This is a genomic window from uncultured Polaribacter sp., assembly GCF_947497695.1.
In the GTDB taxonomy this organism is placed as follows: Bacteria; Bacteroidota; Bacteroidia; order Flavobacteriales; family Flavobacteriaceae; genus Polaribacter.
The window spans coordinates 33,246-57,737 of sequence record NZ_CANMHM010000016.1 but is presented as its reverse complement, the minus strand read 5'-3'; the positions used below and the strand labels follow the sequence as shown (position 1 = coordinate 57,737).

Below are 24,492 nucleotides of genomic sequence, written 5' to 3'. Positions count from 1 at the left end.
ATTTTCGGGGTTTGATTTTATCTAAAATACAACTTATTTAATTGATAAACAAGTGTTTATTTACTTCTGAAAGTGCCTACTTACAAAATTAAGGATATAAGATAATTGTAAAAGTTTATAAAGTATTCAAATAAAAAGATATTACAAAGATTCTCTTTCAATAAAATTAAAAGGAACTTTAAATTTTCCTTTTTCGTTATTTAAAATCATAGTTGCTGCCATTTCTCCCATCACTTTAAAATCTGTAGACATTACTGTAATTCCTAGTAATTCTTTTAAAGGAGTATCGTTGTATGAAATAACACCAATATCTTTCCCTAAAATATATTCATCTTCTCTAGCTTGTTTTACTAAGTTTACCAAGTCAGATTCTTCAATGGTAATAAATAAGTCGCCTGTTTTTAAAACCATATCACCATATACTTCATTTAGTATTTCAAAGTCTAATTTATACTCAACACAAAACTTTCTAAACCCATGTAATATTCTTCTGGGATATGGATAAACAGATTTGTTAGGGTAAATAAGTATAATTTTTTTATAGTTTTTTATTTTAGTAAGTCCCTCTTTTAAGGCAAAATAAATATCATTTTCAAAATCTTGATAAATTTCTATACTTTTTACACCTGTTATAGGTTTAATATTATCTAAGACTACCAATTTTTCTTTTGGTATTTTTTTTATAGCTTTTATTACTTGATCTGTAAAACTGATATGATTTAATTGTTCTGTTTTAAAATGCGGCATAATTACATAATAATCATAAGCAGATTTATTTTTATCTAATAAATTTAAAAATAAAGTCTCATCACAGTGGTATATATGTAAGTCTGTATGGGAATTTGCACCAATTTTATTTACAAAGTGATTGTAAATTTCCATTTTGTAAGAACTTAACTTATTTACTAAGAATAGAATATTAACTTTAGATATTAACTTTGTTCTAGAAATATAAAATCCTTTTCCACGAATAGAAGTTATAATATTTCGTTCTTTTAAAATGCTATATGCTTTTTCTACAGTATCTCTAGAAAGATAAAATTCTTCACTAAACATATTTATAGAAGGAATTTTTTGATCTATAGATAAATTTCCAACAGAAATGTTTTGGATTATTGAATCAATAATCTGTTGGTATTTAGGTACCCTAGAATCTTTATCAATTCTTATATGTTTAATTAAATCCATCATTAAATATTAAAAAATAAATGTAAAACTTTTTATTAATAAAAAGAGTTAAATAAAAAAATCTTTTTTCTATTTGTTTTATAAATTTTAAAATAAACAGGTTTTAGAATGATGTATTTATAACTATATGATAATTTATGCGAAATTATTATAAGAAAGAATCGTAAATTTCTATTTTGTATTAACCTATATTTAATTATAATCAATAGAATACTTACTTTCAATTTAAAAATCTTTTTTTATTAAGTATTATGGTTCTCTAATTCATTTAATAGATCGAAAATATTTCCTTAAAGTGACTTTAAATCAGTAAGATAGCTTATTCAAATTGTTTATTAAAGCTAGTTTTTTATTTTTCTGAAGATATAATTAAAAATAATAAAACTTAACTATTTGTTGGTAATTTAGAGTTAATAAACTTAAGAACTGTAGACATAATAATTTTATTTGATTAATATTTTTATACTAAGCCTTTAGAGTTAATAATCATTTAGTGAATAATGTATATGTGAATATTACAGTTAAAAAATGATTGATAAAAAGTTAGATAAATTTTATAGAAATTAAGATTTAATTTGAAATCAAAAAAAAAGATCTTTTACCACATTGTACAGGATACAAAAGTTTGCTTTGAAATGTACTTTTGGACTAATTATTTATTTTAACAGCAATATTAAAGAAATGACAAAGACATTTAAATACGTAGATTATTTATGGGATCAGAAAAAAGCTGATGCTTTAGGGGATGACCAAGTAGCTTTATTTTTATACCGTTCTAATATTTTAGGAGCAGATTTACGCATCACAAATTATGGTGGTGGAAACACAAGTTGTAAAACTATAGAAAAAGACCCTTTAACCAATGAAGAGGTTGAAGTAATGTGGGTAAAAGGATCTGGTGGAGATATTGGAACTTTAGATAGAGCAGGGATTGCAGGTTTGTATACAAGCAGGTTACGTGATTTAAAAAATGTTTATGGAGGTTTAGAAGATGAAGACAGAATGGTTGGTTTGTTTAACCACTGTATTTATGATTTAGATAGTAAAGCACCTTCAATTGACACACCTTTACATGGTTTATTGCCTTTTGCACATATAGATCACTTACATCCAGATGCTTTAATTGCAGTTGCAGCAGCAGAAGATAGTGAAAAAGTAACCAAAGAAATTTGGGGAGACACTATGGGTTGGGTGCCTTGGAAAAAGCCAGGATTTGAATTGGGATTAATGTTAGAAAAATGTTTAGCAGATAACCCAGGAATTAGAGGAATCGTTTTAGGTTCTCACGGTTTATTTACTTGGGGAGATACATCTTATGAGTCTTACATGAATAGTTTAGAAGTAATTGAAATGGCTTCTGAGTTTATTGAGAAAAAAATAAAAGAAAATGGTCAGGTTTTTGGCGGGCAAAAAGTAGAGAGCTTACCAGCTGATGAACGTCAAGAAAAAGCAGCACAAATTATGCCTTTATTAAGAGGTTTATGTTCTTCAGAAAACGGAATGATAGGTCATTTCTCTGATACTGATGTTGTTTTAGAATATATTAACAGTAATGATTTAGAAAGATTAGCTCCTATGGGAACTTCTTGTCCAGATCATTTTTTAAGAACAAAAATTCAACCTTTAGTTTTATCATTAGATAAAAACGAAGATTTAACTGATACTGATGCAATTCTTGCGAAGTTAGAACCAGCATTTGAAGCATACAGACAAGAATATGTTGATTACTATAATACTTGTAAAAATGATAGTAGTCCAGCAATTAGAGATGCAAATCCAGTAATTATTATATATCCGGGAATTGGTATGTTTAGTTTTGCAAAAAACAAGCAAACTACAAGAGTTGCTAATGAGTTTTATACCAATGCAATTAATGTGATGAGAGGTGCAGAAGCAATTACTTCATACACATCTTTACCAAGACAAGAAGCTTTTGATATTGAGTACTGGTTATTAGAAGAAGCTAAGTTACAGCGTATGCCAAAAGAGCAGCCATTATCTAGAAAAGTAGCGTTAGTTACTGGAGCTGGAGGAGGAATTGGTAAAGCCATTGCAGATAAATTAGCAGCAGAAGGAGCTACAGTTGTTTTAACAGATATTAATGAGCAAAGCTTGATAGAAGCACATGCTACTTATAAAAGAGATGTTTCTACCTATGCTATTTGTGATGTAACAAGTCCAGAATCTATTGCATCTGCTTATAATAAAGCATGTGTTGAGTTTGGTGGGTTAGATATTGTTGTACACAGTGCAGGATTAGCAATTTCTAAACCTTTAGAAGATACTACTGATAAAGATTGGAATATTTTACAAAATATTTTAGTAAAAGGACAGTTTGATTTGGCAAAACAGTTCTCTGCAATTACTCGTAAACAAAAATTAGGAGGTAACTTTATCTCTATTGCAAGTAAAAACGGTTTAGTAGCTGGGCCTAATAATGTTGCTTATGGTACTGCAAAAGCATCTCAACAACACATGGCTCGTTTATTAGCTGCTGAATTAGCAAAAGATAAAGTAAGAGTAAATACAGTAAATCCTGATGGAGTTATTGTAGGAAGTAAAATTTGGGAAGGTGCTTGGGCAGAAGGAAGAGCAAAAGCCAACGGAATTACTGTTGAAGAATTACCAGCATTTTATGCAAAAAGAAATTTACTAAACGAAATCATTACACCAGCAGATATTGCTAATGGAGTGTTTACTTTTGTTGGTTTATTAGATAAATCTACAGGGAACATTTTAAATGTTGATGGTGGAATGGCTAATGCATTTGTAAGATAAGTACATCAAAATTATATTATTTTTAAAACTTCCATAGAGCATAAAAATTTTATGGAAGTTTTTTATTTTTAAAACAGAATTTATGAAATTAACCAAACAACATATAGAAGACGATAATAAAAAAGGATTGGCTTCTCAAAATAATAGTTATAATTTTTTAGCAGATTCATTAACATCTCAAGGTCATGATGTAGATGCAATTGTATCAAAATTATCAAAATTTCAAGTAGCGATTCCAAGTTGGGCTTTAGGAGCAGGAGGTACACGTTTTGGACGTTTTTCCTTTTACGGAGAACCATCAACATTAGAGCAGAAAATAGATGATGTAGGTATTTTACATAGTTTAACACAAACTGCAGGAGCTGTTTCTTTACATATTCCTTGGGATATTCCTTCAGATTATGCTGCAATTAAACAACAAGCAGATGCTTTAAATATTAAATTTGATTCTGTAAACTCAAATACGTTTCAAGATCAAAAAAATGCAAAAGAAAGTTATAAATTTGGTTCTTTAAGTAATACAAGCCAGGCAGTAAGAGATCAAGCCATTCAGCACAATTTAGATGTAATTAATATTGGAGACAAATTAGGCTCTAAAAGTTTAACAGTTTGGTTGGCAGATGGATCTTCATTTCCTGGTCAGAATAATTTTCAAACCGCATTTCAAAACACCCAAAATAGTTTAATTGATATTTATGCAGGTTTACCAGAAGATTGGAAATTATTGATCGAATACAAACCATATGAACCAAACTTTTATAGTACAGTAATACAAGACTGGGGTGCTTCTTTAATGTTAGCAAATGGTTGTGGAGAAAAAGCGTTTACATTAGTAGATTTAGGACACCATTTACCAAACTCTAACATTGAGCAAATTGTATCAATTTTACAATTAAAAGGGAAGTTAGGTGGTTTTCACTTTAACGATAGTAAATATGGAGATGATGATTTAACAGTTGGAAGCATCAAACCTTATGCATTGTTCTTAATTTTTAATGAGTTGGTGTATGGAATGGAAAACAATCCTCAAAACCCAGATTTAGCATGGATGATTGATGCAAGTCATAACATTAAAGATCCTTTAGAAGATTTAATTCAATCTTTAGAAGCGATACAAGAAGCGTATGCAAAAGCATTATTAATAGATCAAAAAGCACTAAGAACTGCACAGTTAGAGAATGATGTTACTAAATGTCAAGAAATATTACAAGGTGCCTACAGAACAGATGTGAGACCTTTGTTAGCTGCAGCAAGATTAAAAACGGGTGGTGCAATTAACCCAATTCAAAGTTATAGAAATTTAGCTGTAAGAGAGGGTTTAATCAAAGAAAGAGGAAGAAATACGATAGCAACAGGTCTTTAAAAAGTACGAGGTTTAAACCTCTTGTCAAATATATTTTATGAAACAAAAAGTAACTGCAATTTTCGACATCGGAAAAACAAATAAAAAAGTTTTTCTATTTGATAAAAATTATAAAGAAGTATACAGAGAATATGCTTCTTTTGATGAGATTGAGGATGAAGATGGGTATCCAACAGAAAACTTAGCAGCCTTACAAACTTGGCTAAAGGAAATTTTTAATCGTATATTAGAAAGTGAAAAATATACTATAAAAGCGATTAACTTTTCTACTTATGGAGCAAGTTTTGTTCATTTAGATGAGAATGGAGATGTATTAACGCCTTTGTATAATTATACTAAAGAAATTGATGCATCTCTTTCAGACAATTTTTATAAAAAGTATGGTCCTGAATTAGAATTAACCAGAACTACAGGTTCGCCAAAATCTGGTTTACTAAACTCAGGAATGCAACTGTATTGGATAAAGCACACCAAACCAGAGATTTTTAAAAAGATTAAATATTCGTTGCATTTGCCACAATATTTAAGTTACATCTTTACAGGAATCCCTTTTAGTGAATATACAAGTATTGGTTGCCATACTTCTTTATGGAATTATGAAGCCAAAGATTATCACAACTGGGTGTATGAAGAAGAAATTCATAAAATTTTACCTCCAATAGTTTCAACGGAAACTAGTGTAAATATGAATTACAATGGTACAAGAATTAAGATTGGTGTAGGAATTCATGACAGTTCATCAGCTCTTTTACCTTATGTAAGAAGTGTAAAAAAACCATTTGTATTAGTTTCAACAGGTACTTGGTCCATTGCTTTAAATCCTTTTTCTGATGTACCTTTAACTACAGAAGAAACAGCAGCAGGTTGTATCAATTACATGCGTATTAATGGTAAGCCTGTAAAATCTTCACGTTTATTTTTAGGGAATGAATATCAAATTCAAGCTCAAAAAATGTCTGAAAAGTTTAAGGTTGATAAAGATTATCATAAAACGGTTCAGTTTGATTATGAAGCGTACTCAGCAATTATACAAGATTTTCAATATGCTTTTAAATGGGAGTCTTTTTCAGATAAAAATATGCCGAGTAAAACGTCATATTCTTACAATTCATTTGAGCATGCTTATCATCATTTAATGATAGAATTGGTACAATTACAAGTACAGGGAATTAAAAGAATTGCAGATACACAAGAAATAGATAGATTGTATGTAGATGGAGGTTTTTCTGATAATGATTTGTATATAAAATTATTATCTCATTATTTAAGAGGGATGAAGTTAAGAACAACAAAAGCCTCTTTAGGTTCAGCTTTAGGAGCAGCAATTGCCATTTCAGACTCTAAATTAAATTCAAAATTCTTAAAAAAGAATTATTCACTAAAAAAACATGTGCCTTTTATTATTGGAGGGTAAATAAATAGTATAACATTTTAAATAGATTGTTATGTCTAAGAACATAAAATTAATTCATCCAAGAAATCAAATTACAGAAGTAATTAGTAGAATTTATAAAAGAGGAATGACTACAACTTCTGGTGGTAATATTTCTATTATTGATGAAAAAGGAGATATATGGGTAACACCTTCTGCTGTTGATAAGGGTTCTTTAAGAGCTTCTGATATTATTTGTGTTAAAAAAGATGGAACCATTATTGGTAAACACAAACCATCTTCAGAGTTTCCGTTTCACAAAGCAATTTATGAATCTAGACCCGATATTAAATCTGTAATACATGCACATCCACCAGCACTAGTCTCGTTTAGTATTGTACGTCAAATACCAAATACTAATATCATTTCTCAAGCAAAACATATTTGTGGACCTATTGGTTATGCCAAATATGAAATACCAGGAAGTGAAGAGTTAGGAACTGTTATTGCAGATGAATTTAAAAAAGGATTCAAAGCTATTATTATGGAAAATCACGGAACTGTTTTGGGTGGTAGTGATTTAACAGATGCTTATGAACGTTTTGAAGCATTAGAATTTTGTGCAAGTACTATTTTATATGGTTCTCAAATAGGTACACCTAAATATTTAACAGACCATCAAATAGATCAATTTGAAGCACAAGCAACAGGTGTTTTACCAGAGATGAATGAAACGAAATATTCATCAGACGAAGTAGAAAAAAGATTAGAAATTTGTAATATTGTAAAACGTTCTTGTGAGCAAGGATTAATGATTAGTTCTTACGGAACCGTTTCTATGAGATGGAAAGATAATGACTTTTTAATTACACCTACAGGTGTAAATCGTTGGGATATTAGCGTAGATGATATTGTACAAATTAAAGATGAACACAGAGAGGCAGGAAAACTACCAAGTAGGGCAGCTTGGATTCATCAAGAAATTTACAATCGTAATCCAAATGTAAACTCTATAATAATGACCCAATCTCCATATTTAATGGCTTTTGGTGTTACTGGAGAATATTTAAATGTAAGAACGATACCAGAAAGTTGGATTTTCTTGCAGGATATTAATATTGTAGAATATGGTCACCATTTTAGAACTAGCAACAACTCAGAAATTGTAGACAATTGTGCTACTGCATTAATTATAGAAAACGATTCTGTAATTATTACAGGAGATAAATTATTACAAACTTTTGATTATTTAGAAGTAGCTGAGTTTAGTGCAAAATCTATTGTTTTAGGGCATTCTCTAGGACAAATGGAACCTATTAATGATGAGCAGGTTGAAGAATTAAGAAAGAAATTTTTAGCATAAAAAATATGACAAAGAAGTTTGATACTCGTTATCCATCGATAGACGATTTGAGAAATAAAGCTCAAAAGAAAATACCAAAATTTGCATTCGAATATTTAGATGGAGGATGTAATGAAGATGTAAATATTATTAGAAATACATCAGAATTAAGGGAGGTACAATTAAAACCAAACTATTTAAGAAATCACGGAGGTTCATCAACCAAAACAAAATTATTTGGTATTGAGTATGATGCTCCTTTTGGAGTTGCACCTGTAGGTTTGCAAGGTTTAATGTGGCCAAACTCGCCAGAAATTTTAGCAAAAGCTGCTTTTGAACAAAACATTCCTTTTATTTTAAGTACTGTAACAACATCTAGTATAGAACGTGTTGCAGAATTAACAGAAGGTAAGGCTTGGTTTCAACTATATCATCCTGCAAAAGATGAGCTAAGAGACGATATTATAAAAAGAGCTGCAGCAGCAGAATGCCCTGTGTTAGTTATTTTATGTGATGTACCAAGTTTTGGTCATAGACCAAGAGATATTAGAAATGGTTTGGCAATGCCACCAAAAATGAATGTAACAAATATTTTACAGGCTTTTGGACGACCACATTGGAGCTTACAAACCCTAAAGCATGGTATTCCTGGTTTTGCAAATCTTTTACCTTATATGCCTAAAAATTTAGACTTAAAGCAATTAGGTAAATTTATGGACGAAACTTTTTCTGGACGATTAAATGAAGAAAAAATAAAGCCAATTCGCGATATGTGGAAGGGTAAAATCGTTTTAAAAGGTGTTGCTTCTCATTATGATGCAGAACAAGCAATTCGTTTAGGTCTAGATGGTATCATTGTTTCTAATCATGGAGGTAGACAGTTAGACGCAGGAGAATCATCTATAAAACCATTGGCTTCTATTGCAGAAAAGTATGGTGACCAAATAGAAGTAATGATGGATAGTGGAATAAGATCTGGAGTAGATGTTGCAAGAGCAATGGCTTCTGGTGCAAAGTTTACTTTTATGGGCCGTTCTTTTATGTATGGTGTTTCTGCTTTAGGAAATAAAGGAGGAAATCATACCATTTCATTACTAAAAACAGAATTACAACAAGTAATGGAACAAATTTGTTGTGAACGTATTGAAGACTTTCCAGATCACTTGATTAAAATTTAACCAAAACAAGTATATAATTTATTAAGACTCAACAATTTTTGTTGAGTCTTTTGTTTTTTTAGAATTAGTGAAACTCTTATTTAGAATACTATTTTGTAGTCTTACCATACAGTACAGGATAGAAACCTATTGTTAAAAATATATTTTCGGAAAGTTAAATTAAAATTAACATATTTTTAAATACAAACCAATTAGATAATGAGCGATACAGCAGTTGAAATAGAAGAAATAGGTGGTGGGGAGTTTGAAAGAACGCCTGTACCTTCTTCAAAGTTAAAAGGGTGGAAATCTTTTTTAGGAATGTATGCAGGTGAACATGCAGCTGGTACTGAATTTATGATTGGTCCCTTGTTTTTAGCTGCTGGAGCCAGTTTAAAAGATTTAGCCATAGGATTATTGCTAGGTAATATTTTAGCAATTCTAACTTGGAGATATATAGTTGCTCCAATAGCTGTATCTAACAAACTAACTTTATATTATCAATTAGAAAAAATTGCTGGTAAGCATTTGGTGAAAATTTACAATGTAGTAAATGGAGTACTCTTTTGCTTTTTAGCAGGTGCTATGATTACTGTTTCTGCTAGTGCTGTAGGAATTCCTTTTGGTATTAGTTTTTCTGTACCTGATGATGTTTTTGGATTAAGCAGTCCTGCCTTTTCTGGAATTGTTATTATAGTTGGTTTAATAATGGCTATTGTTGCTGCAGCTGGTTATAACACAGTTTCTAAATTTGCTAATATTGCTGCTCCTTGGATGATTATTGTTTTTGCAGCTTGTGGATTGTCTGCTCTTACTCAAATGGAGGTTAATTCTTGGGATAGTTTATTTGCAGAATGGGACAAAGGAATAGATGTAGTGCAGTCTATTAATGGTAAAGCTGATTTTGGTTTTTGGAAAATTGTAATTTTTTCATGGCTATGTAATGCAGCGATGCATTTTGGTATGGCAGATTTATCAATTATGCGTTTTGCTAAAGATACTCGTGCAGGTTGGGGACCATCTATAGGAATGTTTTTAGGTCATTATATGGCTTGGATTTGTGCTTCTTTTATGTTAGCTGCACAAATTAAATTAACAGGCGATATTTCTGCAAATCCAGGAGCTTTAGCTTGGAGTGCTGTAGGTTGGACAGGTATTATCTGTGTTATTGTAGCAGGTTGGACAACTGCCAACCCTACCATTTATAGAGCTGGTCTTGCTTTTCAAAGTTTGTTTCCTTCAAGTGCAAAAAAATATTCAGGTGTAATTCTTGCAGGATTAATTGCAACTGCAGCAGGTATTTTTCCTGCACTGTCTGGTAAATTATTAGATTTTGTAGGTTTGTATGGTACTATTTTAGGACCAATGGGTGGGGTAATTTTTGTGAATCATTACCTTGCAAAAAAAATGAATTTTACACAGGATTATGCAGATAATAAAGGAGCTAATTTTAATATAGCTGTTTTATTGGCTTGGCTACTTCCTGTAGCTTTGGGCTTATACTTTATCTTTGCTAAAGGTTTATTTCCTGCCTATGCAGTTATACCTTGTTGGATTGCATCTAGTTTATTGTATGTATTTATTATGAAACTTAAAAAATCTTAAATTATGAAAATGCTAAAATTAATTAGTGGTTTGGCAATAGGAGTTTTAATATTGTTAGTAAGTATACTTTCATTTTTAGGCTCAATGGAGGTGGATAATGTAAAAATATCAATGCTAATAGGAACAATTCTATGGTTTGTTGTTACACCTTTTTGGTTAAAAGAAGAATAATTATAGGTAAGTTTCATTTTAGATAATGATTTATTTTTATTTCCTTTTAAGCTATTATTGCTTTTGAATATTTCTTTTGATAAATACTAACTTTTAGTTTTTAGATATTCATTGAAAAGAGTTTAATCCATCATCTTTAATATATTTTATCTAATGAATAAATTATAAGCACATAAACTATGGAAGTCATTGATAATGAAAAATCTAAATTTAATTTTGTAAATAACCCATATATTACAAAATATAATCAAATAGTAAACACTATCAATAACGCCATAAATACGAGTGTACTTAAAATAGGTGACCCTATTCCTTCAGTGAATAGTTTTAGTGAAACGTATAAGGTTTCTAGAGATACTGTTTTTAAAGCTTACTCGATTTTAAAGAATAACGGAATTATTAAGTCCGTGCCAAATAAAGGGTATTTTGTTTCAGAAAATAGAATTAAAATTCTTTTATTGATGAGTACGTTTAAGGCTTATAAAGAAGTTTTATATCATTCAATATTAAATAATTTGCCAAATAATATTACTATAGATTTACAATTTCATCATTATAATATTAAGAATTTTGAGTTAATGTTGAATGCAAGTAATAGTGAGTATTACAAATTTATAGTAACAGGTTTCGATCATCCAGGAGTTGCAAAGGCTTTATCGAAAATTGAAGAAAGTAATTTATTGTTGTTAGATTGGAATATTAATGTAAAAAGTAAAAGTAATTATGTATTTCAAAACTTTGGAAAATCATTTTATGAATCTTTAGAGGATGCTCTGCATTTATTTAAGAAATATGAAGCTATTTATTTTATTTATCCAGAGTTTACATATCACCCAAAGGAAAGTCTTAGATATTTTGAAAAATTTTGTAAAACTTATGGTTTTAAAAATGGTATTATAAAGAATTCTAAACAACTAATGGTGCAGAAAGGTGTTGCCTATATTAGTGTTAGTGACAGGATGCTTTTTGAGTTTTTAGATCAATGTAGTTTATTAAACCTAGAACCAGGTAAAGATGTAGGAATTTTATCTTACAATGAAACTCCATCAAAAAAGTTTATTAATAAAGGTATCTCTGTAGTTACTACAGATTTTAAAGATTTAGGAGCAAAAGCTGCTGAGTTTATAATTAATAATAAAAGTATGCAGTCTTATTTGCCAACAAAGCTTATTTTAAGAGGCTCGTTATAATAATTTATTAATAGTCTATTAATAAATTTAGTTAGCTATACTTTCTTTTTCTTAAATAGTTGAATACAAACCCAAATCCAAATAACAAAATTAGTGGTAAAATAATATTTAAAAATTGCCAGTAAGTTCTTTCTTTAAATGCTTTTTGTTTATTTAAAGTTTTAATTTTTAAACTTTTGTTTCTTAACTTAATCAAGCCAACATCATCTAATAAATAATCAACAGTGTTTACTAGAAAATCTTTATTTCCAAATTGTTGGTTGGTCCATTTGTCTCTATTTAAATCAAAAGGTTGTTTTTTTAAAATCTGATTTTTGCCAATATCTCCATCAGAAATAACCACCATTTTATTATTAATTGCATTTTCTTTAAAAAGTTTTGTTTCAAAAGGTTTTACACGGTTTTTATAAGCAGATTTAAAATCGCCTTCTAATAAAACAGCAAATAATTGATTTCCGCTTTTGTAATCTTCTTCAACAACTTCTTCTGCAATAGATTGTAGTTCAATTATAGTTGGTGTACCTACTTTTTTAGTCAATACAGAACTCAACAATAAGGGGGTTTTTTTAATGTTATTTTTTAAAGTATCTATTTGATTTGCAAACTGTAATCTTACAGGAGTAATGTTTTTTGTAATTGCATGATTACGATTGCCACCAACCATTGGATGAAAAAACCAGTCTAAATTTTTAAACTGCGTTTGATTACCCACTTTACCAGTAGCTAAAGGTATTTTGGCTGCATATAAGTCTTTAATTAAAGTAGTATTGATTCTAATTCCGTAAGAAAATAATAAATCGGTTATATTTAAATCTCTTGGATAAGCCAACATTTTACCATCATTAAACAAGCTGTCTTGGTCTGCTTGCACATTGTCTATCGTCCACAACGTTTTTCCTCCATTAACAATAAACTGATCTAAAGTAAATTTTTCTTTTTCTGAGAATTTTTGAGTCGGTTTAGCAATAATTGCTAAATCAAAAGAAGATAAATCTTGTAATGTTTGTTGTGGATTTGTAGCTACAGAATCTAGCGTAAACTTTGCTAATTTATATTTTTTAGCAACTTCACTTAAAAAACTATATTGATAAATGTCTGCTAATTGACCATTACCAGCAATTATGGCAACCTTTTTTTGTTTTTTTTGAGTGATGGTATTAATCGCATTAGAAAAACTATATTCTAAATTTTCAATAGCTTTTTGTAATTGTTCATCTTGCGATGCAACAATTGCATTTGGTAATAGAGAAACAAGCGTTGTTTTTTTTCCATAAGACACTTCTGCCCAAGGAAAAATAATGGCTTCAGAAAGTTTACCTTCTTCTTCAACAGTTAATTGGCTTGGTAACATGCCTCGTTTAATTAAATCTTCTCGTTGATTATCTGGTATTTCAAAATTAATTTTGATATTTGAGTTTTCTGCTGCTAATTCTTCTAAATACTGACGTGTTTCTATTTGTAGTCTTTTAAATTCTGATGGAAAATCGCCTTCTAAATAAACGGTAATAAATAGAAATTGATCAACTTTATCAACGATGTTTTTAGTTGTTTTAGAGAGTGTGTAACGTTTATCAGAAGTTAAATCTAAACGTTTGTAAAATGATTGATTGATAATGTTTAGCATTATCAATCCAATTAATAAAATAGCTGTATTTTTTATTTTCTTATTCATTATCTAAACGCATTTTAGTGATGAATAAAAAGAAAATTGTAATACTTAAAAAATATAGAATATCTCTAGTGTCAATTACACCTCTAGAAATACTTTTAAAATGTTCGTTAATTCCTATTTTTTTAAGGATTAAATTGTTGTCAAAAGAATTAGAAATAGCGTCAAAACCATAGAATAAAAAGAAGATAATGAAAATACCTAATAAAAATGCCACAATTTGGTTATTAGAAAGTGTAGATGTAAACAAGCCAATAGAGGTATAAGTGGCAGCCAAAAATAACAAACCAATATAAGAGCCAATAGTGCTTCCAAAATCAATGTTTCCAACAGGATTTCCTAATTGATAAACTGTATAAGCATAAGTTAAGGTAGGTAGTAAAGCAATAAATACTAAAAGTAGAGATGCAGTGAATTTACCTAATACAATTTGCCAATTAGAAATTGGCTTTGTTTTTAAGAGTTCTATGGTGCCTTTGTTAAATTCATCTGCAAAACTTTTCATGGTTATTGCAGGGATTAAAAATAGCAGCAGCCAAGGAGCTAAATAAAAAAAAGGATTTAAATCTGCAAAACCTGTATTTAAAATATTAAAATCATCTTTAAAAACCCATAAAAATAAACCATTCATCAACAAGAAAACACCAATCACTAAATAAGCAATTGGACTTGCAAAAAATGAGTTAAATTCTTTTTTTAATATGGAAATCAATGTGTTACTATAGTTTTTTAATTAGTTGTAGGGTTAAAAACTTTCTATAATTACCTTGTTTGTTTCTCGTTTTTTATTTTTGCTAACAGCTAACAGCTAACAGCTAACAGCTAACCTATAACTATTATTGTTTTCAAAGCCTTCTTCTTTTCTTTCAGGATCTAAAACAAAATTATATTTTTCTAATAACGCAATAGAAGCGTCATTATTTTTATGCGTAAAAGCTTCAATGGTTTTTAGGTCTAAATTTTCAAATGCATAATTAATAATTGCTTGTAAAGCTTCATCCATAAATCCACTTTGTTGAAAATCTGGATGCGTTTCGTAACTAACTTCGGCATAATTTTCTTCATCTTCAAAATTACGTAAACCTATAGTTCCTATTAATAAATGATTACTTTTTGATTCTAATACCCAAAAAACACCTTTGTTATTTAAAGTATTATTGGTAATTAAATCAATAAAAGCTCTTGCTTCCGAAAGATTTTTTGGTGTTTTTCTGTCGATAAATTCGTTTACTTCTTTATTGGTTCTTAAACCAAAAATTGCTTTTGCATCGTTTAAGTTTAATGCCCTTAATGTTAATCTTTCTGTTTCTAAAACAGGAAATGGAGTAAAATTGAAATTCATTATTTATTGTAAACTTTTTGTTGTTTTTTGTTGATTTATAGTAAGAAAAAATTTGTTAAGATGCATTATTGTCACTCATAAAATCTATTGTAATAGAATCTCTGTAATTCAATCCTAAAAGGGTAGATGCACCTCCAACAGAATCTAAATTACTTCTGTAAATAGCAATTTCTAAATAACCACCAGCATTAAAAATAGCTAATTTACTACCTTCATATTGTCTACTATCATGTGTACTATTGCCAGTAATTTCATTGTATTTTGCAAAGATTTTAATAAAAGTATATCGTTTTGCAGTAATTTTAAAACTACGTCTTTTGCCAATTTTTTCAAACATTTTTTTACTGATGTTCGTTATTACGTTTCCATAATTATCAACATAAACTACGCCACCAGTAATTTGGTTTTTAGCTTCATTTACTTTTGGTTGAATTTCAATCATTTTTTTTAATGTTTGAATTTCTTTACCAATTACATTTAAATTTCCACCTCTAGCAATAAAACAAGCAACTTGTACAAAAACATCTAATACAGGAAAACTGCTTTCTACACGATCATGAACATTTATTTCAAAAATTTTAGTCGGTTTAATTTCTGATGCAATCATAGAAATAATACCATTATCAGGGCAAACAAAAAAGTGATTGTCTAATTCTATGGCAATATGTTTATTGTCTGGGCATAATTCTGAATCGACACCAACTATATGAATAGTTCCATCAGGAAAACTCTTGTAAGAATTTTTTAAAATATATGCAGTTTCTGTAATGTTAAAAGGAGGTATTTCATGCGTAATATCTACAATTCTAGCATCAGAAAATTCAGAATAGATTGCCCCTTTAAGCGCCCCTACAAAGTGGTCTTTTGTTCCAAAATCTGTGGTTAAAGTTATAAGAGGCATTAGTTTTACTGCTGTTAATTAATTGTGTAAAAGTTATTAATTATTTCATACAAATCTAATCAATTTAACAATTTTATTCGCTATTTTTAATTGAAATATAAGTGGAATTTTTTTTAAAAACATTAATCATTTGAACGAACGCATTATAGAGCTTACAGAAATTAATCCAAAAGACTTTTTTGGAACTCAAAACAGTACCATTGAGCAATTAAAAAAATATTTTCCTAAAATTAAAATTGTTGCTCGTGGATCTAAATTAAAAATTTATGGAGAGTCAGATATTTTAGATGACTTTGAAATACGTTTAGAACGTTTAATCAAGTACTTTAATACCTATAATAAGCTAGATGATAATAGTATAGAACGCATTTTAACATCTAATGGAAATGATGAAAAAACAACTGCTGCAATTAACGCTAAAGAAGTTTTGGTACATGGAGTAGGAGGCAGGTTGATAAAACCCCAAACAGCAAACCAGCGTAAAATGGTTGCTTTAATGAATAAAAATGATATGCTGTTTGCTGTTGGCCCTGCAGGAACAGGAAAAACATATACAGCAGTTGCTTTAGCGGTAAAAGCATTAAAGGAAAAAGAAGTTAGGCGTATTATTTTAACGAGGCCAGCAGTAGAATCTGGAGAAAATTTAGGGTTTTTACCTGGGGATTTAAAAGAGAAGTTAGACCCTTATATGCAACCTTTATATGATGCTTTAAGAGATATGATACCTCATGAACGTTTAGAATCTCATATAGAAAAAGGAGTGATTCAAATTGCACCTTTAGCGTTTATGCGTGGTAGAACTTTAGACAATGCATTTGTTATTTTAGACGAAGCACAGAACACAACTCATAATCAAATGAAAATGTTTTTAACAAGAATGGGTAAAAGTGCAAAATTTATAATTACTGGCGATCCTGGGCAGATTGATTTGCCTAGAAAACAAGTTTCAGGCTTAAAAGAATCTTTACTAGCATTAAAAGATATTGAAGGAATTGCACAAGTATTTTTAGATGATAAAGATGTGGTAAGACACAGATTGGTAAGAAAAATTATAAGTGCATATAAAAGTATAGAAACAGAATAATCGGTTTTTGTTTTTGGTTGCTAGTTTTTAGTTTATTTTTGCAACCACTAACAAAAAACCAAATCCATCAAATAAAAAAGATGAATACAATTAACAATACGACGAATCTTCAATTTCCTAATCAAAAATCTGTTTACATAGGTAAAGTAAGAGAAGTTTACAATATTAATAACAACCTTTTGGTAATGATTGCAACAGATAGATTGTCTGCTTTTGATGTTGTTTTACCACGCCAAATTCCGTTTAAAGGTCAGATTTTGAATCAGATTGCTACAAAAATGATGAACGATACAGCAGATATTGTTCCTAATTGGTTGGTTGCAAACCCTGATGAAAACGTTGCAGTAGGCCATTTGTGTGAACCTTTTAAAGTAGAAATGGTTATTCGTGGTTATTTGTCTGGTCATGCAGCTCGTGAGTATAAAATAGGTAAAAGAACACTTTGTGGCGTTGCAATGCCAGAAGGGTTAAAAGAAAACGATAAATTTCCTGAAGCTTTAATAACTCCATCTACCAAAGCAGCCAATGGAGAGCATGATGAAGATATTTCTAGAGAGGCTATTTTATCTCAAGGAATTGTATCTGAAGCAGATTATATTGTTTTAGAAAATTATACTAGAGCTTTATTTAAAAGAGGTACAGAAATCGCAGCAAAAAGAGGCCTGATTTTAGTAGATACAAAATACGAATTTGGTAAAACAAAAGAGGGTAAAATTGTTTTGATTGATGAAATTCACACGCCAGATTCTTCTCGTTATTTTTATGCTGATGGCTACCAAGAAAGACAAGATAAAGGAGAAACCCAAAGGCAATTGTCTAAAGAATTTGTAAGACAATGGTTAATAGAAAATGGTTTTCAAGGAAAAGAAAATCAGCAAGTACCAGAAATGTCCGATGAAAAAGTGCTTGAAATTTCTAACAGATATATAGAATTATACGAACAAATTACTGGAGAAACTTTTGTAAAAGCAGCTACAGAAAATGTTTTAGATAGAATTGAGAAGAACGTGAATAATTTTCTAAACGCTAATAAAAAATAACACTGTCATTTCGACGATAGGAGAAATCTCATAAAATAATATAAGATTTTTTTTAACACAAATTACCGATAAATATAACAAGGTTAGTTATTAGAATGTAGCTTTTTTTAACCAACAACTAATAACTAACAATTAAATACTATAAAATGATTATAGAACCAAGAACAAGAGGCTTTATTTGTTTAACATCTCATCCAACAGGTTGTGAACAAAACGTAATAAACCAAATAGAATATGTAAAATCGAAAGGAAAAATAGATGGAGCTAAAAAAGTATTAGTATTAGGTTCATCAACAGGGTTTGGATTGGCATCAAGAATATCCAGTGCTTTTGGATCAGATGCAGCTACAATTGGTGTTTTCTTTGACAAACCAGGAACAGAAAGAAGACCAGGTTCTCCAGGTTTTTACAATACAGCAGCTTTTGAAAAACATGCAAATGCAGCAGGCTTATATGCAAAAAGCATTAATGGTGATGCATTTTCTAATGAAATTAAAGAACAAGTAATCAACTTAATAAAAGAAGATTTAGGTCAGGTAGATTTGGTTATTTACAGTTTAGCATCACCTGTTAGAACAGATCCAACAACAGGAAATAGATACAAATCTGTTTTAAAACCAATAGGAGGTGAGTTTTCTAATAAAACAGTAGATTTTCATACAGGAAATGTCTCAGAAATCTCTATAAAACCAGCTGAAGGAGAAGATGTTGCAAATACTGTAAAAGTAATGGGTGGAGAAGATTGGAAAATGTGGATAGATGCTTTACAATCAGAAAACTTATTGTCTGATGGAGCAACAACAGTTGCTTACTCTTACATTGGACCAGATGTTACAAAACCTGTTTACAGAAACGGAACTATTGGTGCAGCAAAAGATCATTTAGAAGCAACAGCTTTTACTATTACAGATACCTTAAAATCTATTGGAGGTAAAGCTTATGTTTCTGTAAATAAAGCTTTGGTAACACAAGCTAGTTCTGCAATTCCTGTAATTCCGTTATATATTTCTTTGCTGTATAAAGTAATGAAAGCCAAAGGAATACATGAAGGTTGTATTGAGCAAATACAACGTTTGTATAGCGAGCGTTTGTTTGGTGGTGATATCTCTTTAGACGAAAAAGGTAGAATTAGAATTGACGATTGGGAGATGAGGGAAGATGTACAAGCAGAAGTAAATAAACTTTGGGAAAGTGCAACAACAGAAAATTTATCAGAAATAGGAGATTTAGAAGGGTATAGCAACGATTTTTATAACCTTTTTGGGTTTAAAGTTGCTGGTGTAGACTATACAGCAGATGTTAATGAAGTAGTGAAAATGCCTAGTGAAAAATAATTTTTTAGACAAGGGAGCTATGCTCCCTTGTTTTATTTTAAAATGAAAGCAGTAACTATAAAACAACTTAAAGATGAATTATCTCATAAATCTGCCTCAGATTTAAAGGAGTTATGTTTGCATTTGGCGCGTTTTAAAAAAGAAAATAAAGAGTTACTTACCTATTTGTTGTTTGAATCTAATAATGAAGAAGCATACATTCAAACTTTAAAAGAAGAAATTGACGAACAGTTTACAGCAATTAATACCTACAGCTTTTATTATATTAGAAAATCAGTTCGAAAAATTTTAACTTCTATCAAAAAACACATTCGCTATTCTAAAAAGAAAGAAACTGAAGCAGAGTTATTATTGTATTTCTGTAAAAAATTAAGAGAATTTAAACCTTCAATAAAAAGAAGCGTGCAATTGCAAAATGTTTTTGATACGCAGTTAAGAATGGCTAAAAAAGCCATGGAAAAATTGCACGAAGATTTACAATACGATTTTCAATTAGAATTAGAAAAATTGAATGAAATATAAAGATCACAGAGAATAGTCATTTAAAAATACCCCTAAAAGTTATGTTTTTTTTAATAAAAGAATACAAAGAGTTCTTTAAAATACCAAGTAAATTTCTATTAACTATTTTTATCTGTTTGCTTATTGTACAAGTAAGTAATTCACAATCAACTCCTGGAGGTGTTGGTACTACAAATATGTCTCTTTGGGTAAGAGGAGATGTGGGTGTTTCAGATGCAGGTACTTTAAATTGGACTGATGGAAGTGGTTTAGGTAATGATGCTTATCAGCCTTTGGCTGCAGATAAACCATCACAACTAACCCCTATTAATTTTAACAACACTTTTACTTTTGATGGTATTTCAGATAGATTTGCAATTTCAAATCTAAATTATACCAACGGACAAACTATTGGAGAATTGTACGCTTTTGTGGTTTATAAAACGAGTTTTTCTTCTGGTGCATATAATGCCAATTGGTCTTTCTTAGATTTTGATAGAAGTGAATCGTATAATTTTTACATTCATGGTAATGGAAGGCTAGCAATGTCTTATGAGTCTGGAGGGGAAAATGATTTAGTGGCTGCCACAGTATCTAATAATGGTATACCACATATTGGGACTTTTATTTTTGATACTAATGTAAACAACGAGTCTAAAATGAGATTGGATGGTTTTGAAGATTATTCTGGCGATATTGTTACTGCAGATATCAATGTAACTGCCAATAGATTTGGTTTTATTGGAGATGGATCTGAAGCTAATAGTGCAAATGGAGCGACCAATGATTTTTATTATGATGGAGATATTGCAGAAATTATTTTATATGACAAAGGTGCGTTAACTGCATCAGAAATAAATAAAATAGAATCTTATTTAGCCTTAAAATATGGTGTTTCTTTAGATCAAACAATTAGTACTTATAAAAATTCTGCAAACACAACAATTTGGGACAATACTACTTATTGGAACGATGTTGCAGGTATTATAAATGACAGTTCTGTAGGGGCTATAGATCAAAAAATAGCAGTATCAGCTACTAATAATCAATTAATAGTAGCAACCAATAACGATTATTCATCTTTAAATAATGATGTAAGTAGAACCTCTTTAACGTTAGGTACATCCTTATTATTTGGTCATAATGGCAATACAGCAGAATTTGAAGGTTTTGATATTCCTAACAAAGAACATATTTACAAAAGAAAATGGTTGTTTAAAGAAGTAGGAGAGTCAGGTGTTGTTTATGTAGCCATTCCTAAAACAATTTTCACTGAATTAGGAACAGTAGTTTCAGCAGATTTAATAGTAAGTACTAATGATGTTTTTGACGGCACAGATACAAGGCATACTTTAATAGAAGGCGTTGATTATTATTATACTTCTTTAAATATTGCTGATGGAGAAAGAGTTTCTTTTATAGCAACATTAACAAGTGCTTCTCCTGGAGGTGTTAATGATCCAAGACTATGGTATAAAGGAAATGCAGGTGTCATTGATACAGATGCTAACGTTACAAAAGTAATTGATCAATCAGGAGATGTTAATCATTTAAGTCAGGCTGCAGCAGCAAATCAACCCAATTCATCTAGTTTTACAAATTTCAATTCAAACTTAACTTTTGATGGTACTAGTGATAGAATGCCAATTGAAAACTTAAATTATGAAACCACAGATAATTTGAATCAAGTGTATCTTTGGGTTGTTTTCTCAACTGATTTTTTAGATTTATCAAACTCAGGTAATGCTTATGATTCTAGAAACTGGTCTTTTTTAGATTTTGATAGAAGTGAATGGTTTAGTGCTTCTATAGGTGGAGAAGGAAAATTAGGTTTCTCCTATAATAGTGGAGGAATTATAGATAACAAAGGAGTTGCTTTAGCAAATAACGGAGAAGCTCATTTGGGTGGTTTTATTTTTGATACAAATGATACCAATGAAACAAAATTAAGATTGAATGGTTTGCAAGAAATATCTGTAGATAATACATCAAATTCAATTAACAGTAATCTTACTAGGTATGGTTATGTTGGTGATGGTTCTGAAGCAGCAAGTTTTAATGCTGCTGCTAATAATATTTATTATGATGGATCTATAGCAGAAATTATTTACTATGAAAACGTAAGTTTAGATGCAGATGCTATTAATGGTATAGAGTCTTATTTAGCTATAAAATACGGAATTACGTTAGATGTTGCTTCTACACATTATAAAGCCTCAGATCATACTACAGTTTTATGGAATAATACAACGTATTGGAATGATGTTGCAGGTATTGGTAGAGATGATTCTGGTAATTTTAATCAAAAACAATCAAAATCTGTAAATTCAGATGCCATCTTAACAATTGCTTTAGGTAATGATATTGTTACAAATAATACAGATATATCAGCCAACTTTGATGATGATTTAGATTTTTTGCTTTGGGGAAATGATGGAGGAGCAGTTAGTGAAGTATCAGTAATATTACCAACAATTTTTAATGATTGTAGCACTGCTCATAATGGTATTCAAAGAAAATGGAAAGTAAAAAATACAGGTGCTGTTACTGGAGTTACCACTCAATTTGATGTAACAGGATTTTCAAATCCATCAGAATTTAGAATTCTTATTGATGAAGATGGAGATGGCAATTTAACAACAGGAACCATAAGAGAAGAAATTGGTGGTGTTTTGTATGGAAATAACCTTGTTTTTTCTAACATTACTTTAAATGATAATGAAGTGTTTTCTTTAGTTAGAACTTATCCAGAACCAGATATAACCTATCAAACAGGTGTTTGGGCAGGAGGAAATGGAGCTGGAGGTTCTGTTGATAATTCGCTTACAGATTTAACAAAAATAGTAATGATATCTGAAGATGTTACGTTACCTACAGCTGCAAATTGTAAATGTTTAACAATTTTAAACAATGCAAAAGTAACAGTAGAAAACACTAAAAGTTTATTAGTGTCTGATATTATTAATTCTAACGGTTCAATTTTGTTGTATGGAGATGCTCAATTGATTCAAACTCAAACAGGAGTTAACAAAAATATTGGTACAAATACAGCCTATAAAGTTTTAAGTGATGCACAATCTTCTGTGTATGCATATAATTATTTGAGTTCTCCAGTAAATACTGATGGAAGTTTTCGTTTAAATACCAATTTAAAATTTAATAATGATGTATTAGATATAGAAGACAATACAGATCCTTCTTTTATAACAGCCTTAAATGGAACAGGAACGAGTATTAGTAAAAGATGGTTGTATACTTTTGAGAATGCTTTAAATTGGACTCAAATTACAGAAACATCAACAATCAATCCTGCTTCTGGCTTTATTATGAAAGGAACAGGCGTTGCAAATAACTACAATTTTATAGGAGAGTTAAATAATGGAACATATACTTTGCCCATGACAACAGGAAATTACGCTCTTTTAGGAAATCCTTATTTATCTTCTATAGATGCAGATGTTTTTAATGCAAATCATTTAGCAAGTAATATTACAACAGGTGTAATCTATTTTTGGCATCAAGACCCTGATAATACACACGTAAAAAGTCAATATTCTGGTGGATATGCTACTAGAGCTCTTGGAGTTGGTACTGCTGCACCAGGGGTAATTGCACCAATTGCACCTACAAAATACATACCTGTTTTTCAAAGTTTTTTTGTTGAAGGAGGAACTTCTGGAGGAGTGATTACAATAGACAATGCATTAAGGGCTTATAATAATGCAGCACCTTTTTTTAAGAGTTCAAAGAGAAACGAAGTAGAAACAGATCAGCTACAGATTATAAGAGTTGGTTTAGAGTTTGATGATGAAGGTAAAACATTTCAAAGAGAATTAGCAACAGTATTACGTGGTTTAACCTTAGAAAAAGAGGTAGGTTATGATGCTGAAATGTTTGATTCTCTAAATAATGATATGTTTTGGGATTTGAATGATAATTCAAGATATGTAATAACTGGTATTCCTTATTTAGAAAATCAATTAGACCTTGCAATAGGCATTGTATTAGATCAACAGAGAGAAATTACCATTAAGTTGGTAGGTTCAGAAAATTATAATAACGGAATTTATTTAAAAGATAATTTAACAGGAAATTTAACAAACCTCAAAAACAACGAACAAAAAATTACCTTAGAAAAAGGAAATTATTTGAAACGTTTTAGCATTGTTTTATTAAAGGAAGAAAACGCTTTAAATATTGATGATGAAGTTTTAAAAAATGATGTAAACTTTTATTACAATAGTGTACAAAAAGAATTAATTGTAAATTCCAATAACTTGGATGTTCAAAAAATAGAAGTGTATAATCTTTTAGGGAAGAAAATAATTGAAAAACAGCATACTTTAAAAGAAAAGTCTTTCAGTTACAATTTAAACAACCTTTTGCCTAACATATATATTGTAAAATTGATTACAGATAATTTTGTAGTCTCTAAAAAAATATTGGTTGATTAGC

General features: G+C 29.8%; 18 protein-coding genes. 13 read left to right on the top strand and 5 right to left on the bottom strand.

Going from position 1 to position 24,492, the window contains the following annotated elements; genetic code table 11:
* Positions 1-141 precede the first annotated feature (141 nt).
* Positions 142-1,188, bottom strand: a complete 1,047-nt coding sequence (locus tag Q0731_RS12165) for a GntR family transcriptional regulator (protein WP_299064479.1) — start codon at positions 1,186-1,188, stop codon at positions 142-144.
* A gap of 681 nt (positions 1,189-1,869) precedes the next feature.
* Here Q0731_RS12165 and Q0731_RS12160 point away from each other — a divergent pair.
* The 8 genes from Q0731_RS12160 (at position 1,870) to Q0731_RS12125 (ending at position 12,166) form a co-directional block, all read left to right on the top strand.
* On the top strand, positions 1,870-3,966 hold the full coding sequence (locus Q0731_RS12160; protein ID WP_299064477.1) for a bifunctional aldolase/short-chain dehydrogenase: 2,097 nt from the start codon (positions 1,870-1,872) through the stop codon (positions 3,964-3,966).
* 82 nt (positions 3,967-4,048) lie between these two features.
* Positions 4,049-5,329 carry a sugar isomerase gene (locus Q0731_RS12155; protein WP_299064475.1) on the top strand — a complete coding sequence of 427 codons (1,281 nt, stop codon included), beginning with the start codon at positions 4,049-4,051 and terminating at the stop codon, positions 5,327-5,329.
* Between the two features lie 37 nt (positions 5,330-5,366).
* Entirely contained in the window at positions 5,367-6,743 is a 1,377-nt protein-coding gene (locus Q0731_RS12150) for an FGGY family carbohydrate kinase (RefSeq protein WP_299064473.1), read from the top strand.
* 31 nt (positions 6,744-6,774) lie between these two features.
* The gene (locus Q0731_RS12145; protein ID WP_299064471.1) at positions 6,775-8,064 is read left to right on the top strand and encodes a class II aldolase/adducin family protein; all 1,290 of its coding nucleotides are present in this window, start codon (positions 6,775-6,777) and stop codon (positions 8,062-8,064) included.
* Positions 8,065-8,069: 5 nt separating this feature from the next.
* Positions 8,070-9,221: an alpha-hydroxy acid oxidase gene (locus Q0731_RS12140; protein ID WP_299064469.1), complete on the top strand. Its 1,152-nt coding sequence runs from the start codon at positions 8,070-8,072 to the stop codon at positions 9,219-9,221.
* A 198-nt stretch (positions 9,222-9,419) separates the two neighbouring features.
* Complete coding sequence (locus tag Q0731_RS12135) at positions 9,420-10,805, top strand: hypothetical protein (protein WP_299064467.1); 1,386 nt, start codon at positions 9,420-9,422, stop codon at positions 10,803-10,805.
* 3 nt (positions 10,806-10,808) lie between these two features.
* Positions 10,809-10,976 carry a hypothetical protein gene (locus tag Q0731_RS12130; protein WP_299064465.1) on the top strand — a complete coding sequence of 56 codons (168 nt, stop codon included), beginning with the start codon at positions 10,809-10,811 and terminating at the stop codon, positions 10,974-10,976.
* Between the two features lie 179 nt (positions 10,977-11,155).
* Positions 11,156-12,166, top strand: a complete 1,011-nt coding sequence (locus Q0731_RS12125; protein WP_299064463.1) for a GntR family transcriptional regulator — start codon at positions 11,156-11,158, stop codon at positions 12,164-12,166.
* A 31-nt stretch (positions 12,167-12,197) separates the two neighbouring features.
* On the opposite strand, the gene gldG is transcribed toward Q0731_RS12125, so the two are convergent.
* From gldG to Q0731_RS12105, 4 genes are all read right to left on the bottom strand, one after another.
* Entirely contained in the window at positions 12,198-13,838 is a 1,641-nt protein-coding gene (gldG, locus tag Q0731_RS12120) for a gliding motility-associated ABC transporter substrate-binding protein GldG (RefSeq protein WP_299064462.1), read from the bottom strand.
* On the bottom strand, positions 13,831-14,547 hold the full coding sequence (gene gldF, locus Q0731_RS12115) for a gliding motility-associated ABC transporter permease subunit GldF (protein ID WP_299064460.1): 717 nt from the start codon (positions 14,545-14,547) through the stop codon (positions 13,831-13,833). Before gldF ends, gldG begins: the two co-directional genes overlap by 8 nt.
* 96 nt (positions 14,548-14,643) lie before the next feature.
* Positions 14,644-15,177 (bottom strand): GNAT family N-acetyltransferase, encoded by a 534-nt coding sequence (locus Q0731_RS12110; protein ID WP_299064458.1) that lies wholly within the window; start codon positions 15,175-15,177, stop codon positions 14,644-14,646.
* Positions 15,178-15,232: 55 nt separating this feature from the next.
* Positions 15,233-16,078: an SAM-dependent chlorinase/fluorinase gene (locus Q0731_RS12105; protein ID WP_299064456.1), complete on the bottom strand. Its 846-nt coding sequence runs from the start codon at positions 16,076-16,078 to the stop codon at positions 15,233-15,235.
* Positions 16,079-16,208: 130 nt separating this feature from the next.
* Between Q0731_RS12105 and Q0731_RS12100 the strand changes: the two genes are divergently transcribed.
* From Q0731_RS12100 to Q0731_RS12080, 5 genes are all read left to right on the top strand, one after another.
* Positions 16,209-17,162 (top strand): PhoH family protein, encoded by a 954-nt coding sequence (locus tag Q0731_RS12100; RefSeq protein WP_299064455.1) that lies wholly within the window; start codon positions 16,209-16,211, stop codon positions 17,160-17,162.
* A gap of 80 nt (positions 17,163-17,242) precedes the next feature.
* Positions 17,243-18,202 carry a phosphoribosylaminoimidazolesuccinocarboxamide synthase gene (locus Q0731_RS12095; RefSeq protein ID WP_299064454.1) on the top strand — a complete coding sequence of 320 codons (960 nt, stop codon included), beginning with the start codon at positions 17,243-17,245 and terminating at the stop codon, positions 18,200-18,202.
* Positions 18,203-18,348: 146 nt separating this feature from the next.
* Entirely contained in the window at positions 18,349-19,536 is a 1,188-nt protein-coding gene (gene fabV / locus Q0731_RS12090; protein ID WP_299064452.1) for an enoyl-ACP reductase FabV, read from the top strand.
* 42 nt (positions 19,537-19,578) lie between these two features.
* Positions 19,579-20,058, top strand: a complete 480-nt coding sequence (locus tag Q0731_RS12085) for a hypothetical protein (protein ID WP_299064450.1) — start codon at positions 19,579-19,581, stop codon at positions 20,056-20,058.
* A 41-nt stretch (positions 20,059-20,099) separates the two neighbouring features.
* Positions 20,100-24,491 (top strand): T9SS type A sorting domain-containing protein, encoded by a 4,392-nt coding sequence (locus Q0731_RS12080; protein ID WP_299064448.1) that lies wholly within the window; start codon positions 20,100-20,102, stop codon positions 24,489-24,491.
* The last annotated feature ends 1 nt before the right edge of the window (position 24,492 follow it).